This window comes from Mycolicibacter heraklionensis (assembly GCF_019645815.1).
In the GTDB taxonomy this organism is placed as follows: Bacteria; Actinomycetota; Actinomycetes; order Mycobacteriales; family Mycobacteriaceae; genus Mycobacterium; species Mycobacterium heraklionense.
Genome location: NZ_CP080997.1, coordinates 4,983,707 through 5,002,385, shown reverse-complemented (window position 1 = coordinate 5,002,385; position 18,679 = coordinate 4,983,707). Strand labels below are relative to the sequence as shown.

Below are 18,679 nucleotides of genomic sequence, written 5' to 3'. Positions count from 1 at the left end.
TCATACAGACACCTTAGGGTGCTCGGCATGAACGCAACCAAGGTTTTCGCGCCGCTCGCTGCCGCGAGCGTGATCGCGGCCGGCGTCGTCGGAACCCCCGTCGTCCAAACGGCGCACGCGCTCCAAGTAGCCCTGCTGTCGGACACCGCGATCTTCGTCGGCGGGACCATGTTGACCACGCCGTCGGCGGCCTTCGCTCAGACCGCGGCCGACCTGTTCCTGGAGCCGCTGGGTTTCGACGCCGGCGACGATGCGAGCGTGTGCGTGATCGGCTCCGCCGGCTGCGATTCCGCGCTGCAGGTGCTGACCACCCCGCAACTCATCCTGCAGGGGCACAGCAGTTTCGCCGGGGCGGCACTGATCGTCCAGGCGGTGGAGGCCGAATTTGCCGCCAACCCCGGCGCCTACGACGCCGAGCACCCGCTGTGGGTTTTCGGCTACTCGCAGGGCGCCACGGCCGGCTCGATCGCGATGGCCCAGTTGGCCCATGACGGTGTCATCCCGTCGGGGGCGTTGCACTTCGTTTTCATCGGTGATCCGTCCAGTACGACCGGCGTGTGGTCGGATCCCTCCGGCGCCACCGACACCTCCGACCTTTACCCCCTGCTGAACGGTTTCCATACCCCCAACGACGCCTTCACCACCACCATCTACGAGTTCCCCGGTGACCCCGTTGCCGACTATGCGTCGAACTCCATGCTCGGCTTGCTCTGGGAGCACGTCATGTACTTGGGCCTCACGCCGGAAGAGGTCGCCAACCACACCCTCAGCACCGACGGGTTGATCACCAACATCGACCTCTCCGGTGACATCGACGAGTTCAGCACCTGGATCAGTGCGCTGACAAGCGGCGGGTTGATCGAAAGTGGTGTGTTCGTGGGACTGTTCAACTCGATCGTGGAGATGATCTACAACGCCTTCGGCAAGATCGAGGAGTTCTTCACCGACTGGATGGGCATCGACTGGGGCGGTGTCGAGGACACCCTCGACTACTGGTTCCCGCTGGTCTAGCGCGGTTACCGCGCGCCCGACGGCATCGGCCGAAACACCTGCAACGCGCGGTAGCACGCAGTGAATTCGGCTTCCGCGCAAGGGATGTCGACCTCTCCGTCATGGGCGATCGGTACCGGTCCGTCGACCGCGGTGAATCGGAATTGCGGTACCCGCAGCTCGTGGTAGAGCCGACTGCGCTGCAGCCGCCCGGTCAGCAATGCCGCCAGGATCCGCAGCGTGGACCACGGCCGGCCGGTTTCCAGGATCCGCACGTCCAACAGCCCGTCGTCCATCCGGTGCCGCACGGCCGGCGCGAAGCCGTCGGGCTGATACGCCGAGTTGCCGAGGAAGAACAGCGACGTCTGCAGGGTCTTGTTGTCGTAGGCGATGCGCACCGGCTGGTCGCGCCGCAGTGTCATCAGCATGGCGTAGGCGCTGGCGACGGGCTTACCGAGCTTGTCCTGCAACCGTTCTCGGCGACGAACGAAAGTCGGGTAGGCGCCGATGCTCGCCGTGTTGATCACCGTTGTCTCGGAGTTGAACCGCACCACGTCCACCCGCGACAGGCTGCCGTCGGCTACGGCCCGGATGGCCTTCGCGGTGGTGTCGCAGCCGATGTCCTTGGCGAAGTGGTTCAGGGTGCCACCCGGAAACACCGCCAGCGGCAGGTCGCGTTCCACCGCCACGTGCGCCGCGGTCGCGACCGATCCGTCGCCGCCGGCGATCGCAAGCACCTCAGCGGAATCGGCGGCGCGGCGCAACGACTCCGCCAGGTCGTCGTCGGGGCCGAGCTCGACGAGGGTGACGGCCGGCAGGGCTTCGCGCACCTGGGCGGCGACCTCGCCCGCCCGCCCGCCGCCGGAATCCGGATTGACCACCAACGTCACCCCGACGCCGTCGGGCCGTGCGGGGGAGGGGAGTCGCAGCGCAGCGGCGTGCGGCGTCGGCGGGGAGGCAATCGGCGGCACCAGCTTCGCCCCCACCACCGCGACCGACGCGCCGATGCCCAACCCGGCCAGCACATCCCCGGGATAGTGGACGCCAGTGGCGATCCGGGACAGGCCGACCAGGCCGGCCAGCCCGGCGATTGGTAAGCCCAGCAGGGGGTTCTCCAGGCCGACCCCGGTGGCGAACGCCGCCGCGCTCGCGGAGTGACCGGAGGGCAGCGAATTCGACAGCGGTAGGCGGCGGGCACGACGCAGCAGGGGCACCAGCGCGATGTTGGGGCGCGCGCGATGCCGGATCCGTTTGACCACTTGGTTGGTCACCAGGCTGGTCAACGCCAGGCTGGCCACCCCGCGGGCGGCGGCGCGCTGGGTGGCCGGGCCGCCCGTGACGGCCATGGCGGCCGCGAGAGCCAGCCACAGTTTGGAGTGGTCGGCGGCGCGGGTGAGTACCGGCATGGTGGTGTCGAGCAGTCGGCTGGGCGACTGGGCGATCGCCTCGAACACCTCGGCGTCGAGCTTGCCGAGGCCTTCGGTGATCTGACGCAGACCGGAACGTCGGCGCGGCAAGGGCGCCATCGGCAGCTGACCCACGGCAGTATTCCTCCGTCCAGCGGCGCCGCCGCTGGCGCCGTACCGCAGCTCTATACCCGTTTGACGGTGGGGAGACTCCACGCCACCGCGGTCCATGAGAAACTCTCATGGTTTTCTCCGGTTCGTGCGCAGGGCCCCTCGGCGCGAGCGCTCACAGCACCGGTGATCGAGAGGAACCGACTGTGAACGAGCGACCTGGCGCAGTACTGGAGCAGCAGACCGGGGCGGGCGCCGGCCCGGGCCTGGGGTGGCGGCCCACCACCGCGCCGGCCGCGTTCGCCCCGGACGACATCGCCGACATCATCGGCTACGTGCGCCACCCCGTTCATGTGGTGCGCGAAACGGCCACCGGGATGCTGGGCCTGGCCCTGGGCGGCGAGTTGGTCGGCGCCGGGGAATCGGAATTGTCCCTGGTGGGAACGCTGCCCCCGATCTACCCCGAATGGCTGGGGGACCGCGAGTTCTGCGAGGCACACGGCGTCCGCTTCCCCTATGTCACCGGAGCGATGGCCAACGGCATCGCGACGCCGGCGCTCGTCATCGCGATGGCCGAGGCCGGGATGATGGGCTTCTTCGGTGCGGGCGGGCTGTCCTATGACGCGGTTGAGCGGGGGCTGGACGAGATCCAGACCGCGTTGGCCGGCCGGCCCGGGCTTGCCTGGGGAGCCAACCTGATCCACTCGCCCAACGAGGTCTCCCTGGAGACGCGCGTCGCCGAGCTGTTCATCGCGCGCGGCGTTCCCGTCGTCGAGGCCTCGGCATTCATGAAGCTGACGCCCGCGGTGGTGCACTATGCGCTGTCGGGCCTGGACACCGATCCGGCCGGCAACATCGTGCGCCGCAACCACGTGATGGCCAAGGTGTCGCGGCCCGAGGTGGCGCGCATGTTCATCGAACCGGCGCCGGCGGCGTTGGTGTCGGCCCTGGTGTCGGCCGGAAAGCTGACCGAGCGTGAAGCCGAGCTGTCTCGCTACGTGCCGGTGGCCGAGGACATCACCGTCGAATCCGACAGCGGTGGGCACACCGATAACCGCCCGCTGCCGGCGCTGTTCTCCGAAATCGCCATGCTGCGCGACTCGCTGGCCCAGCAGCACGCGTTGAACTGCCGGGTGCGGGTGGGCGCGGCGGGTGGTCTCGGCGCCCCGCAGGCGGTCGCCGGCGCCTTCGCGATGGGCGCGGCCTACGTGCTGACCGGGTCGGTCAACCAGGCCTGCGTGGAGTCGGGGCTTTCGGCGCCCGGGCGCGCCATGCTGGCCACCGCCGGGATCGCGGACGTGATGATGGCCCCCGCCTCGGACATGTTCGAAATGGGCGTCAACCTGCAGGTCCTCAAGCGGGGAACGATGTTCGCCCCCCGCGGCAAGAAGCTCTACGAGTGGTACGCGGGCAACCCCGACCTGGCCAGCGTGGTCGCCAAGCACGGCCCCGAGCTGGAAAAGATCCTGGGCACCACCGTCGCCGAGGTGTGGGCGGACACCCAGCGGTACTGGCAACAGCGTGACCCGGCGGTGCTCGAGCTGGCCTCGCGGGATCCGAAGTACCAGATGGCACTGGTGTTCCGGTGGTATCTGGGGCAGTCGAGCCGGTGGGCCATCAGCGGTATTCCCGAACGTGTGCTGGACTACCAGATCTGGTGCGGCCCGGCCATGGGCGCGTTCAACAGCTGGGTGGCCGGCAGCCACCTGGAGCCGTGCGAGAACCGCCAGGCCGTCCAGGTGGCACTTAACTTGCTCGAAGGTGCGGCGCAGGTGACCCGCGCCAGCGCGGCCCGCTCCTGCGGGGTGCCCGTTCCGGCCAAGGCATTCGCCTACAGCCCGCGGCCGCTGGCTGTCTGACGCGGTCGTCAAATGCGCTGACGGGGCATGTTCTGGCTGTTCAGCGGCTCCCCGCCGTAACATTTCGGCGGACGACTGTAATGCATGCGGGAGTCTGGGCCGGGCATCTCGCCGTGTGATGGCTGCAACACTCTGATATGGTCCCGGCAGCGTCTGGCCATCGGGATGATCAGCGGACCCCCAGCTGCGATTAAACGTCTCTGATGGCAAAACTTAGGCATTCGATGCTTTGCGTCAAGGCCGCTCTTAAGGAGACCTGTGGTAGCCAAACATCCACCTGTCGCAGTGGTCGGCGTCAGCGCACTGTTTCCCGGGTCCCCGGAAGCCGAGCGATTCTGGCGCAACATCGTCGAAGGTGCCGACCTATTCTCCGACGTACCGGAGTCGCACTGGCGGATCGACGACTACTACGACGCAGATCCTCGCACGCCTGACAAGGTATACGCCCGCCGCGGGGGGTTCTTGCCCGCCATCGACTTCTCGCCGATGGATTTCGGCATTCCGCCGAACGTGGTGCCCGCGACCGACACGGCCCAGTTGTTGGCGTTGCGGGTCGCGCAGCAAGTGCTGGAGGACTACGCCGGCGGCGACATCTCCGGCATCGATCGCGAACGAGTCAGCGTGGTGCTGGGCTCGTCCGGCGGCACCGAGATGTCCGGCTACATGAGCGGTCGCCTGCACCGGCCGATCTGGGAACGCGGCCTGCGCGCCGCCGGCCTCTCCGACTCAGAGCTGGCCGCATTCAGCGAACGCGTGGCGTCGGGCTACACCCCCTGGCAGGAGAACACCTTCCCGGGCCTGCTCGGCAACGTCATCGCCGGACGTATCGCCAACCGTTTTGATCTCGGCGGAACGAACTGCGTCGTCGACGCAGCGTGCGCCAGCTCGCTGGCCGCGATCGAGATCGCGCTGCACGAGCTGTACCTGCGCGAGGCCGACATGGTGATCGCCGGCGGCGTCGACGCCTTCAACGACATCTTCATGTTCATGTGCTTCGCCAAGGTCACCGCGCTGTCGCGCACCGGCGACTGCCGGCCGTTCTCCGACCAGTCGGACGGCACCATGCTGGGCGAGGGCCTGTCGATGCTGGCCCTCAAGCGCCTCGACGACGCGGAGCGTGACGGCGACCGGATCTACGCCGTGATCCGCGGCATCGGCACGTCCTCGGACGGACGGGCCAAGAGCATCTACGCCCCCAGCCCGGATGGTCAGGCCAAGGCCCTGCGCCGCGCCTACGAGGCCGCCGGCTACGGACCGGAAACGGTCGGACTCGTCGAAGCCCACGGCACCGGCACCAAGGCCGGCGACGTCGCCGAGTTCACCGCCCTGCGCCGGGTATTCGACGAGTCGGGTCGGGCGGACCGCCAATGGTGCGCCGTCGGGTCGGTCAAGTCCCAGGTGGGGCACACCAAGGGAGCTGCCGGAGCCTGCGGCCTGTTCAAGACCGTGATGGCGCTGCACCACAAGGTCCTCCCGCCGACCATCAAGATCGACCGGCCCAACCCCGGGCTGGAGATCGAATCGTCGCCGTTCTACCTGTCGACGCAGACCAAGCCGTGGATCGCCGACCAGAACGTGCCGCGGCGGGCGTCGGTCAGCGCGTTCGGCTTCGGTGGTACGAACTTCCACATCACGCTCGAGGAGTACGCCGGCGCCGGCAAGCACGCACCGCGCTACCGCTCCTGGGACTCCGAGCTGGTGGTCCTCGGCGCGGACTCCGCCGCGGCGCTGGCTGCGCGGGCGGGGGAGCTGGCCGCCTCGCTGGTCGACTCGCCCGACATGCTGAGCTACCTCGCACGCAGCACCCAATCGGCGTATGACGCCAGCCAACCGCACCGCCTCGCCGTCGTCGCCAACGGTGTCGAGAGCCTGCGCGCGATGCTCGGCGAAGCTGCGGCGAAGCTTCAAACACTCAGCGGGGAAACGTCATTCAGCTCGCCCAAGGGCTATTACTACTCCTGCCGGCAGGCCGGCCCGGTCGCACTGCTGTTTCCCGGGCAGGGCAGTCAGTACGTCGGCATGGGTGCCGACATCCCGCAACTCTACGAACCGGCTTTGGCGCCTTGGGAACTCGCGCGGGCCGGCCTGCTCAACGCAGACCGAGACCTGCACGAGGTGGTCTGGCCCAAGACGGCGTTCACCGAGGAAGACCGCGCGGCTCAGGCCGCCGAGCTGACCAAGACCGAATGGGCGCAGCCGGGTATCGGCGCGCACAGCCTGAGCCTGCTGTCCGTCGTCCGCTCGCTGGGCATCGCGCCGGTCGCCGTCGGCGGTCACAGCTTCGGTGAAGTAAGCGCGCTGTGCGCCGCCGGAGTGATCAGTGACGACGTCGCGCTGCTCATCGCCCGGGCACGCGGTGCGCTGATGGCCCAGGCCGCCGCCAGCAGCGACGGAGCGATGTGCGCGGTGACCGCCCCCGCCGAGCAGGTCAGCAGACTTCTCGGCGAGTGGGGTTTGTCGGTGGTCATCGCGAACCACAATGCCCCCAACCAGGTCGTGCTCTCGGGCGACAGCGCGGCGATCGCCGATGCCGCGCAGCGCTTCAGCGCAGCGGGCATGAACGCCCGGCTCCTCGACGTCGCCACCGCCTTCCACTCCGAGATCGTCAGCTCGGCGGCGGCCCCGTTCGCGGCGTACCTGGCGGGCATCCCGTTCGGCGTGCCGCAGGTGCCGGTGTACGCCAACGCAACAGCGCAGCCGTACGTCGGCAGCGCCGAACAGATGCAGGTCACGCTGGCCAACCAGATCGCCCAGCCGGTGCGGTTCGTCGAGCAGATTCAGGCGATGTGGTCCGCCGGCGCCCGAACCTTCGTCGAAGTCGGCCCCGGCAGCGTGCTCACCAACCTCGTCGGCAAATGCCTGGCCGGCCAGGACCACGTCGCGGTCTCCCTGGATGCCAAGGGCAGGAATGGGATTCGATCGCTGTGGATGGGGCTGGCGCAGCTCGTAGCCGCCGGCGTCCCGATGAACTTCGAAGGCATGTGGGCGGACTACCGCCACGGCGACGATCCACGCACCCGCCCGGCGCCCAAGCTGACGATGAAGCTCACCGGCACCAACTTCGGCCGGCCCGACATCAACGACGAGCCGGTGTCCCGGCCCGCTGAGAAGTCCGAAAAGTCTGTGAAATCCACCCCCCGCAGTGACCACAACGGACACGCGACCGTATCGGAGCCCACCATGACAGCTGATCCATTCGTTCCCGCCGCGAACGGGTTGCCGGCACATGTCCCGACGCACGTCCCGGTGCCGGTTCAGGCCGCCCCGGTTCCGATGGTCACCACGCCGCTGATGTCCGGGCCCGGAGCCGAGATGGTGACGCACATGGTCGGCGCGCTGGGCAGCATGCAGCAGACCATCGCCCACCTGCAGGGCCTGCTGCAGACCCTGGTTTCCAGCACCGGCCTGACCCCGATGCCGGTCACTCAGCTGGCTTTCCCCGCCGCAGCCACGGTGGCGCCGGCTCAGCCGGTCGCTCCGTATGGCGTCGCGACCCCGCCCGCTCCGCCGGTGGCCGCTCCGCCGCCCGCGCCGCCGGCGGCTCCCGTTGCCCACGTCAGCGCCCCGCCCGCACCTGTGCCTGCCGCACCTGCGCCGGTGGCCGCTCCTGCTGCGGTCGCGACCATGCCGGCGCCGCCTGCGCCGGCTCCTGTTGCAGCCGCCCCCGCTCCGGTGGTTGTCGCGCCCGCGCCGGCTGCGCCGGTGGCCGCACCGGTTTCGGCCGCGCCGGCGGTGGGTGTGGATTTGGTCGGGGACATGTTGGCGGTGGTTGCCGAGAAGACTGGTTATCCGGTGGAGATGCTGGATTTGTCGATGGCGCTTGAGGCGGATCTGGGGATCGATTCGATTAAGCGGGTTGAGATTTTGTCGGCGGTGCAGGATCGGGTTCCGTCGTTGCCGGAGGTGGACACGGCGACGATGGCGGCGTTGGTGACGTTGCAGGAGATCGTTGACTATCTGCAGTCGCTGCTGGGTCCGGCGGCTGCGCCTGTTGTGGCCGCGCCGGCCCCCGCGCCGGTTGCGCCCGCGCCGGCTGCGCCGGTGGCCGCACCGGTTTCGGCCGCGCCGGCGGTGGGTGTGGATTTGGTCGGGGACATGTTGGCGGTGGTTGCCGAGAAGACTGGTTATCCGGTGGAGATGCTGGATTTGTCGATGGCGCTTGAGGCGGATCTGGGGATCGATTCGATTAAGCGGGTTGAGATTTTGTCGGCGGTGCAGGATCGGGTTCCGTCGTTGCCGGAGGTGGACACGGCGACGATGGCGGCGTTGGTGACGTTGCAGGAGATCGTCGACTATCTGCAGTCGCTGCTGGGTCCGGCGGCTGCGCCTGTTGTGGCCGCGCCGGCCCCGGCTCCGGTTGCGCCCGCGCCTGCTGCGCCGGTCGCGGCGGTGGGTGTGGATTTGGTCGGGGACATGTTGGCGGTGGTTGCCGAGAAGACTGGTTATCCGGTGGAGATGCTGGATTTGTCGATGGCGCTTGAGGCGGATCTGGGGATCGATTCGATTAAGCGGGTTGAGATTTTGTCGGCGGTGCAGGATCGGGTTCCGTCATTGCCGGAGGTGGACACGGCGACGATGGCGGCGTTGGTGACGTTGCAGGAGATCGTCGACTACCTGCAATCACTGATAGGTTCACCACCACCGGATTTGGTGGCGCCCAACGGATTATCGGCAGGTGATCGCGCCCCTTTTGAGTTAACCGGAGCGGAGGTGGCGCGCTACGCGGTACGCGCCACCGCCGCTCCGGTGAGCGGGATGGGCATGCCCGGCCTGTATGCCGCCAAGACCGTCGAGATCGTGACGGCCGAGGCAGCCCAGGACGGGCTGACGGAGACGGCCGAGGCCCTGGCCGCAGTTCTGCGCACCCACGGCATTCGCGCGGTGATCGTGGCCAAGCCCAGCGCCGACGCCGAGGCGGTCATCCATCTCGGCGGACTGCGGCCAATCACCACTCGTGACGAGGCGCTTGCCCTCAATCGGGTCCTGTTCGCCGACGCGCACTGCGTCGCAGCGCAGTTCGCAGAGCGCGGCGGTGTCTTCGTCACCGTTCAAGACACCGGCGGTACGTTCGGTCTGCTCACCGATCCCGGCCTGCGGGCCTGGTCGGGCGGGATCGGCGCACTGGCCAAGACCGCCGCGCAGGAGTGGACCGGCGCGCAGGTCAAGGCAATCGACATCGCCGTCGGCCACCGTTCCCCACTCGTCATCGCCGAGCAGATCGCCGACGAGGTCCTGGCCGGTGGAGTGGAACTCGAAGTGGGCCTGGGTAGCTCACACGGACGGACCACGGTCGTCGCGGACGCGCAACAGGTGACCACCCGCACGCACCGCATCGGTCCGCAAGACGTGATCGTCGTCTCGGGTGGCGCCCGCGGGGTGACCGCCGGTTCGGTGATCGCCCTGGCGCAGCAGACCCAGGCCGCTTTCGTGTTGATCGGGCGCACCGAACTCACCGACGAGCCGCCGGAGGCGCAGGGGCTGACCACAGATGCGGAGCTCAAGCGGGCGCTGCTCGCCAGCGCTGCGGCTCAAGGGCTCAAGGTCACCCCGAAGCAGTTGGAGCAGCAGGCGCAGCGCATCCTGGCCGACCGCGAGGTGCGGGCCACCCTGGCCGCGCTGACGGCGGCCGGTTCCCGGGTCCGCTACGCCGCCGCCGATGTCCGGGACGCCGCGCAGCTGAGTGCGCTGCTGGACAGCGTGCGAAGCGAGCTCGGTCCCATCACCGGCCTGGTGCACGGTGCCGGCGTGCTGGCCGATGCGCCACTGCACAAGAAAACCCTCGACGGGTTCGACCGGGTCTTCGAGACCAAGGTCGGCGGCGCCTGCGCGCTGCTGGATGCGACGGCCAACGATGCGCTCAAGGTGATCTGCCTGTTCTCGTCGGTGGCCGCGCGCAGCGGAAACGTCGGTCAAAGCGACTACGCCATGGCCAACGAAATCCTCAACAAGGTGGCCCTGGCAGAACAGGCTCGTCGCGGCCCGTCCTGTTTGGTGCGGGCGTTGGGTTGGGGCCCTTGGGATTCCGGAATGGTAACGCCGGGGCTCAAAGCGATGTTCGAGTCCCGTGGCATCTCGTTGATTCCGCTCGCCGACGGCGCGTGTGCGTTCGTCGCCGAGGTCCTCGACGGCGAGACCGGCAGTTCCGAGGTGACCCTGGGCGACGGTGTGCTGGCCGGGCTGCCCACGCATCCGATACCGCCGGAGGGCCGGGTCGCGCGGGTGCTCGCTCACGTGGCGCAGCAGCCCTACCTGCTGGACCATCGGGTCCAGGGCAATGTCGTATTGCCCGTCGTGCAGGCGCTCGAATGGTTCATCCGGATGGCCGAGGCGTGCCGGCCCGGCTACCACGTGGATCGGGTGCTCGACCTCAGAGTGTTGCGCGGCGTGACGCTCTACGAGTTCGAAAAGCACGGCACGCCCCTGCTGGTGCGTTGCGTGCCCGTCGAGGATCGTCCCGAGCTGTTGACGTTGACGCTCTCCGACATCGAGGACTCGACCGCGTACTACTCGGCCAAACTCGAGATGCGTTCGGGCGCAGCCGTCGTCCCGAGCGCCCCGGCGTCGACGCCAGGCAACCGCAGGCTGGACCGCGAAGCCTGCTACACCGGTGGGGCACTGTTCCACGGAGCGGCATTCCAGGTGCTCGACAGCATGGATTGCGCCGAGACGACCGCGACGGCCCAGCTGTCCGGATTGACGTCCGTGGGCTGGGTGGGGGAGGGCTGGGCGACGGACCCCGCCGCCGTCGACGGATGCCTTCAGGCGGCACTGGTCTGGAGCTATGAGCTGCTCGGCCGCAATGTCCTGCCGCTGCGGGTGGGCGAGATCGTGCGCTACCGATCCGGTGCGCTCAGCGCCGGCCTGCGGTGCGTCCTCACCGGCGGGGACGCCAAGACCAGCCGCGCCGTCTGCGACCTCGATCTGATCGACGCCGACAACCAGCTGGTGCTCAGTCTCAGACGACTCGAGTTGTATCCGTACGGCGGCTGATTCGAAGTGAAGTTTGATCCCATCGCGATCGTCGGGCAGGGCTGTGTCCTGCCCGGGGGACTGAATGCGGGTGAGCTCTGGACAACCGTGCACGACGGCCGCGACGTGCTGGGCTCGGCCGGCCCGGACTACTGGGGCGTATCGCCGGCTCGTGTCCGGTGTGCCCCGGCGGACGTACCCGAACTCGACCGCACCTGGTCGGATCGCGGCGGCTATGTCCGCGGCTTCGATGACGTGTTCAACCCCCGCGGACTGCTTCTCGACGCTGACGTTCTCGCCGGGCTCGACCCGCTCTACCGGTGGGGCATCGAGGCGGCCAGACAAGCCCTGGTCAGTGCGGGATGGCGCGCGGGTGAAGTCCCGGGTTCCGCCGGGATAGTCCTGGGCAACCTGAGCTACCCGACAAAGAAGATGACCGATCTCGCCGAAACGGTCTGGCGAGGACAACAACCCGGCGTCGAGTCTGGGGTGGACTGGCGCAATCGCTTCATGTCCGGGCTGCCGGCACATCTGATCGCACAGGCGCTGGGCTTGACGGGCGGAGCCGCGGCCCTCGACGCTGCCTGCGCTTCATCGCTGTATGCCATCAAGCTGGCCTGCGATCGGCTGCACGACCGCACCGCGGACATCATGTTCGCCGGTGGCGTCAACGGCGCCAGTGACCTGCTGCTGCATATCGGCTTCACCGCCTTACAGGCGCTCAGCCGAACGGGCCGGTCGCGGCCGTTCCACAACGGCGCCGACGGGCTGGTCCCCGCCGAAGGCGCGGCCATCCTGGCGCTGCGGCGGCTTGACGATGCGATCGCCGACGGCGACACCATCCTGGGTGTGATCCGGGGTGTCGGCTTGAGCAACGATGGTCGGGGACACGGATTTCTGGTGCCCTCCCAGGACGGCCAAGAACGCGCAATGCGACTGGCCTACCAGATGGCCGGACTCGAGCCGCGCGACGTCTCGCTCATCGAATGCCACGCCACCGGGACATCGCGCGGCGACCTGACCGAACTGATGAGCATGGCGCACATTTTCACCGGCATGTCCGACGTGCCGATCGGATCGCTGAAATCCAATCTGGGCCATTCGATCACGGCGTCCGGCGCTGCGGGTGCCATCAAAGTGCTCGCAGCGATGCGGGCCGGGGTACGTCCCCCGACCCTGCATGCCGATGATCCGCTGCCCTTCCTCGCCGACTCGCCGTTCCGGCTGCTCACCGAGGCCGAGCCGTGGGACAGCGACGGCCCGCGCCGCGCCGCGGTCAACAATTTCGGCTTCGGCGGCAACAACGCCCACCTGCTGCTCGAAGAATGGGTCGAAGGGAGCGGTCCAACGCCGGCTCCGCCGACCGCCGCGCCCCGGCCCGAGCAGGAAGTCGCGATCGTCGGCCTGAGCCTGCTGGTCGGCGACGGACACGGAACCGCCTCCGTCGCTGAGCACTTGACGACGTGTCAGCCGATACCCACCGGCACGGGCGACGGAATCCGCGGCGCACGCATGGCTGAGGTCTGTCTGGATCTAACCCAAACCCGTTTCCCGCCAGCCGATCTCAAACAGACCCAGCCCCAACAGCTGGCCCTGCTCGGTGCGGCCCTCAACATCGGCGAGTTGATCAAGAGCCTGCCGCCGGACACCACCAGCGTCGTCGTCGGAATGGGCTGCGACCCTGAAGTCAACCGATTCGGGCTGCGCTGGCGGTTGGCCGACGAATTCGATGACCCCGAGCAGCTCGCCGCGGCTCGGGACGGCGTCGTTGCGGGGTGGACCGCAGCGGGCGTCGTGGGCGCCATGCCCAACATTGTGGCGAATCGTCTCAACAGCCAATTCGATCTACGGGGGCCGAGTTTCACGGTGTCCCGGGAACAGCTCTCAGGCACCACGGCCCTCGAGATGGCCGCGCGGGCGTTGCGGCGCGGAGAGGTCGACGCGGCCGTGGTGGGCGCGGTGGATCTCAGCTGCGAACCCGTGCACCAGGCGGCGGCTCGTGCATTACTGCCCGCCGACGAGCAGGTACCCGCCGACGCCGCCGTCGTTCTCGTGCTCAAGCGCGCCGCCGATGCGCGCCGCGACGGTGACCCGGTGTACGCGACCCTGCTTCCCGATCAATCGGTGGACGCCGAATGTCTGCACCTGGGCACCGTTCCCGGTGCGGTGAATCTCTCGGCCCTGCTGGGTCACGCGCACGCCGCCTCGGGACTGTTGCATGTGGCCGCCGGCGTGCTCTACGGAGCCCTCAGTGTGTGGCCCGACGGCGAGCCCTGGACCTCCGAGCAACGGCGCGTCGCCGTCGAGCTCACCGGAATGGCCGATCAGCGACAACACATCACGCTGGTGTCGTCGGCAACCGGGCCCGAGGCCATGACATTGATGGCGCCGGCAGCCGCCAACGCCGTCGGGAAACCCATCCACCTCAACTTTCCCGCGCACCTGCCCGCGGTCCAACTTCCACCACGCGTCCCGGCCCCAGGAACGAACCCCCCTCACCAACTGGAGCAATTCATGCCAACACAACTCCCGATGCCTCCGGCTCTGGCAACGGTCGCGGAGTCGCTGGCCCGGCTGCCGTTGGGTGTGGCCGCGGCTACGCCGCCGCCGGAGCCGCAGCCCGCCGCAGCGGCCGCGCCGACTCCCGCCACCGTCACCATGCCCGCGGGCGCCAGCCGGGCAATCCAGCCCGCCAAGCCGGTCGACAAGGTGGTCCCGACGCCGACGGTCAAGCGCGAGCCGGTCGGACTCAAGCTCGACAAAGACGGACTGCTCGTGCACTCCTCGGGGAACATCTCCGAGATCTTCGGCCCGGCGTTCGCCGAGCAGGACCAGTACGCACGACAGGTCCGGATGCCCGAACCGCCACTGCTGCTGGCAGATCGGCTGCTGGGCATCGACGCGGAGCCCGCCCGCAACGGCACCGGAACGCTCTGGACCGAAACCGATGTCACCGCCGACTCCTGGTGGCTACAGCAGGGCCGGATGCCCGCCGGAATCATGATCGAAAGCGGGCAGGCCGACCTGATGCTCATCTCCTGGATGGGCGCGGATCTGCTCAACAAGGGCGAGCGGGTCTACCGGCTGCTCGGCTGCGAGGTGACCTACCTGGGCGGCCTGCCCGAGATCGGCGACACCCTGCGCTTCGACATCCATGTGGACGGCCACGCCCGGCAAGGTGACGTTCGGCTCTTCTTCTTCCACTACGACTGCACCATCGACGGTGTCGAGCGGATGTCGATGCGCAACGGCCAAGCGGGTTTCTTCACCGACGAGGAGTTGGCGGCCTCCGGCGGAATCCTTTGGCGCCCTGAGGATCACACCGTCAGCGGACCGATGGAGCAGACGCCCGCCCAGACGTCGCGCAGCTCGCTGCAGCGTGCCGATCTGGAGGCGATGGCGTCCGGCGAGATCTGGCGCACGTTCGGCGAGGGTTTTGAGCGCGCAGGCAGCCACACCCGCACCCCCAGCATCCACGCCGGCGACATGCTCTTCGTCGACGAAGTCACCGATCTGGACTTCACCGGTGGACCGTGGGGCCGCGGGTATCTGCGGGCCGTCGCGCCCGTCACGCCGGAGAACTGTTTCTTCGCCGGTCATTTCAAGAACGACCCGTGCATGCCCGGCACGCTGATGTACGAGGCGACCATGCAGACCATGGCGATCTACATGACCGCCCTGGGCATGACGCTCGACTGCGACGGCTGGCGCTTCGAACCCGTTCCCTTCGAGACCTACAAGCTGCGCTGCCGGGGCCAGGTCACGCCGCAGTCCCGGGAGGTCGTCTACGAAGTCTTCGTTCGCGAGGTGATCGCCGGACCCGAGCCGACCCTGTTCGCCGACCTGCTCTGCACCGTCGACGGGCTGCCCGCCTTCCACTGTGAGCGGATGGGCCTGAAACTGACACCCGGATGGCCGATGGACTCCGGCGCCAAGGAGCTCGAAGGCTACGTCGAGCCCAAACCGGTCGCCGAAGTCAACGGGTTCCGCTACGACTACCAGGCGATGCTCGCCAGCGCGATCGCCAAGCCGTCCATGGCGTTCGGGCCGCTGTTCGAGAAGTTCGACTCGCCCCGCAAGGCGGCCCGGCTGCCCGGCCCGCCGTATCACTTCATGTCGCGGGTCACCGAGCTGGTCGGCGAGACCGGCGTGATGAAGGCCGGCGCCGAGGTCGTCGTGGAGTACGACGTCCCCGCCGACGCCTGGTATTTCGCCGAGAACGGCGCCGCCAACGGGCACGAGACGATGCCCAACGCGGTGCTCATGGAGGTCGCCCTGCAGCCCTGCGGTTGGCTGGCCAGCTACGTCGGTTGCCCGCTGGACGGTGAGGCGGACCTGTTCTTCCGCAACCTGGACGGGACCGGGACCCAGCACCGCGAGGTCACTCCGGCGACCGGAACGCTGCGAATCCACGTGAAGCTGAAGAGCCTGGCCAAAGCCGCGGGCACCATCATCGTCGGCTTCGACGGAGAGATCACCGCCGACGACGGACCCGTCTACACCTTCGACACCGTGTTCGGCTACTTCAAACGCGAAGCGCTGCAGAACCAAGTTGGGCTCCCGGTCAGCGACGAACAACGTGCCGCACTGGCGCAGGCCTGCGAGGCCCCGGTGGTCGACTTGACCACCCAACCCGCCGAGTTCTTCGGCGCGGGTGCACGGTTGGCGGACCCGATGCTGCTGATGGTCGACCGAGTCACCGGCCGCTGGCCCACCGGCGGCGCCGCCGGACTGGGACAGTGGCGCGGCGTCAAAGACGTCAACCCCGGCGAGTGGTACTTCAAAGCGCACTTCTTCCAGGACCCGGTCCAACCGGGATCCCTGGGCATCGAGATGCTGTTGCAGGTCCTGCAGTTCGGGATGCTCGACCTCGGACTCGGCAAGGAAGCCGGCCCGTCCGCACGCTTCGAGCCGGCCGCCCTGCACGACGCCATGACCTGGCGGTATCGCGGCCAGATCATCCCCACCAACAAGCAGATCACGGCGCAGGTGGAGATCACCCGGATCGTCCGCGAGGACGCCGGCGTCCTCGCGGTCGCCGAGGCATCGCTGTGGGTGGACAACAAGCGCATCTACACCGCGAGCAACCTGGGCATGCGCATCGTCGCCGGCACCGGGGAAGGGCGCTCCTCGGTCGGTGCCGGCACCATCACGACATCCGCTCCGGCCGCGGTGTCGGCGGGAGGTGCAGTCGCGGCGGCCGCGACCACCACAATGGAAGTCACCCTGGATCCGGTCAGCGACTCCTGGATCGTCGATCACTGCCCGACCTATGTCATTCCCTCGCTGCCGATGATGTCGGTCATGGACCTGTTCGCACAGGCGGCAGCCCGCGCCACCGGCGGAGCCAAGGTTGTCGAGGTCACCGATGTCCAGATGGTTCGGTGGGTCGTGGTCGACTCCCCGAAGCAGCTGCGGGTGGTGCTGGAGCAGACGCAGCAGGCCGGGTGTTTCCAGGGCCGACTGGAGGTCTGGCGTGATGCTCCGCGAGCAGAGTTGTCCCGCTGGGAGATTCACGCGCACGCCGTCGTCGCCACGGCCGCGCAGTACACCGGTGCACCGGAACCGCCGGCCCCGCTGGAAGGTGCGGTGCCCTATGCCAACCCCTACGACGGAACCGTGTTTCACGGTCCGGCCTTCGCGGCCCTGACCGATGGCGCCCGCATCGGCCGCAACGGCTCAACCGGAACGCTCGCGATCGACCGTTGCGCCGTTCCGGCCGGCGAACTGCAGCCGGGACTGCTGGACGGCGCGTTGCACGTGGTACCGCACACCGCTATGAGCGTGTGGACCACCGACACCGCCGACCCCGCGTCGTATGCCGATGCCCGCGACCCCGATGTCGGATTCCCGCGCCGCATTCTCTCGGCCCGGTTCTACGCCGACGCTCCCGTGGCGGGAACCGTTGATGTCGAAGCCCGATTCGTGGGCTTCGACGACGACGAAGGCCGCATGCCGACATTCGACCTGTGGCTCAGTGCCGACGGAAAACCCTGGGCGCGCATCCGGATGGCCGAGTTTCTGCTGAGCAAGGGTCCGCTGGCCGAGGTCGGCGGTCCGGAGCGCCGCGCGTTCATGGGGGACCGCCAGCCCGTCCCCGGATTGTCGCTGAGCGAGCGGCTCGGGCGCGGCGTCCTCGAACTCGACACTGCCCGGATGGCAACACTCGACTGGTTCAAGGGCACCCTGCAGGCCGTGTACGGCACGGACAGCCAAGGTGATTCGCTGATGGTCGACATCGTGACCAAGGAGGCGGTGGCAGACGCCGTCCACAACGCGATTCACCCCTCCCGGGTTCAGATCGTCGACGGGCAGGTGAGCTGCCCGGCGCTGCCGCTGGAGCGCATCACGGTCGAGGTCGAGAAACTGCGGCCGGGAGCGTGTCGCGCGAGCGCGTCATCGGTGACCGACTGGGAACCGGTCCGAGCCTGGTGGACCGAGAGCGCGGGGATGCCGGACGGCTGGTTCGGTGAGTTGGCCCTGGGGGCGGTGCTGTCGCGCTACGTACGACACGTCGTGGTCACCGATCCGGCGGCGATGGCGGCGGTGCGCGGCCGGCCCGTCCTCTTGCTGGCCAATCACCAGGTGCAGGTCGAATCGTTGCTGGGCACCACCATCGGATCGTGGCTGACCGGCACGAAGGTCGTCACCATCGGCCATGCCAAACACGAAACGGGCTGGGTCGGCAATCTCTTGCGGATGATCGATACGGCGGCCGGCAAGGAGCTGGGGCATCTTCGCTATTTCGACCAGCAGCAGCCCCAGGAGTTCTTCGGTCTGGTCGATGAGCTCAAGCGCGAAGCCGCGGCCCTGGGAGTGTCGGTCATGGTGCACGCCGACGGGACCCGCAGCGTGAGCTCGGGCCAGCGGGTCGAGCGGCTGACGTCAACATTGCTGGACATGGCGATCGAGATGTCAATGCCGATCGTGCCGGTGTACTTCGCGGGCGGTTTACCCGAGGAGCCGTTGCCGCACAAGCTCGAAGTTCCCTACGGCCATGCCGCCCAGGACTACATTTTCGGCAGGCCGATCCTGCCCGAGGAGCTGCGCGGTCGGCCATACGCCGAGTTGCGGCGTTACGTGATGGATGCCATCAACGCGCTCGCACCGTTCAGCGATGCGCCGCATCCACCGAACTACGATGTGGAGAGCCGGATTACCGCCGCTGCCCCGGGCGCCTCGCCGCTGGAGTCGGTGTGGTTCTGCATCGAGGACGCGCTGGATTCCCTGCCCGTCGACTGGCGAAACCTGGTCACCGACGATGACTGGGAGACCGTCAAGGCGGCTGAGTTCAGTTCGTCCTGACTCAGAGGCTGGGTGCCGGCCTCGCCGGAGCCTTGTTGA

General features: G+C 68.4%; 5 protein-coding genes. 4 read left to right on the top strand and 1 reads right to left on the bottom strand.

The window, feature by feature from the left end; translation table 11 throughout:
* Positions 1-27 precede the first annotated feature (27 nt).
* The gene (locus K3U94_RS23120; RefSeq protein WP_220695173.1) at positions 28-1,011 is read left to right on the top strand and encodes a PE-PPE domain-containing protein; all 984 of its coding nucleotides are present in this window, start codon (positions 28-30) and stop codon (positions 1,009-1,011) included.
* Between the two features lie 5 nt (positions 1,012-1,016).
* On the opposite strand, the gene K3U94_RS23115 is transcribed toward K3U94_RS23120, so the two are convergent.
* The gene (locus K3U94_RS23115; protein WP_220696925.1) at positions 1,017-2,516 is read right to left on the bottom strand and encodes a bifunctional phosphatase PAP2/diacylglycerol kinase family protein; all 1,500 of its coding nucleotides are present in this window, start codon (positions 2,514-2,516) and stop codon (positions 1,017-1,019) included.
* A gap of 197 nt (positions 2,517-2,713) precedes the next feature.
* On the opposite strand from K3U94_RS23115, the gene K3U94_RS23110 reads away from it, so the two are divergent.
* The 3 genes from K3U94_RS23110 (at position 2,714) to K3U94_RS23100 (ending at position 18,640) form a co-directional block, all read left to right on the top strand.
* Entirely contained in the window at positions 2,714-4,366 is a 1,653-nt protein-coding gene (locus tag K3U94_RS23110) for a PfaD family polyunsaturated fatty acid/polyketide biosynthesis protein (RefSeq protein ID WP_230987312.1), read from the top strand.
* Positions 4,367-4,651: 285 nt separating this feature from the next.
* The gene (locus K3U94_RS24255; protein WP_220695171.1) at positions 4,652-11,356 is read left to right on the top strand and encodes a type I polyketide synthase; all 6,705 of its coding nucleotides are present in this window, start codon (positions 4,652-4,654) and stop codon (positions 11,354-11,356) included.
* A 6-nt stretch (positions 11,357-11,362) separates the two neighbouring features.
* Entirely contained in the window at positions 11,363-18,640 is a 7,278-nt protein-coding gene (locus K3U94_RS23100) for a beta-ketoacyl synthase N-terminal-like domain-containing protein (RefSeq protein ID WP_220695170.1), read from the top strand.
* Positions 18,641-18,679: the final 39 nt, after the last annotated feature.

Excerpts from the sequence above, each read along its gene's own strand:
- K3U94_RS23120 (WP_220695173.1), top strand. The coding sequence starts at position 28 with ATGAACGCAACCAAGGTTTTCGCGCCGCTCGCTGCCGCGAGCGTGATC.
- K3U94_RS23115 (WP_220696925.1), bottom strand. The coding sequence starts at position 2,516 with ATGGCGCCCTTGCCGCGCCGACGTTCCGGTCTGCGTCAGATCACCGAA.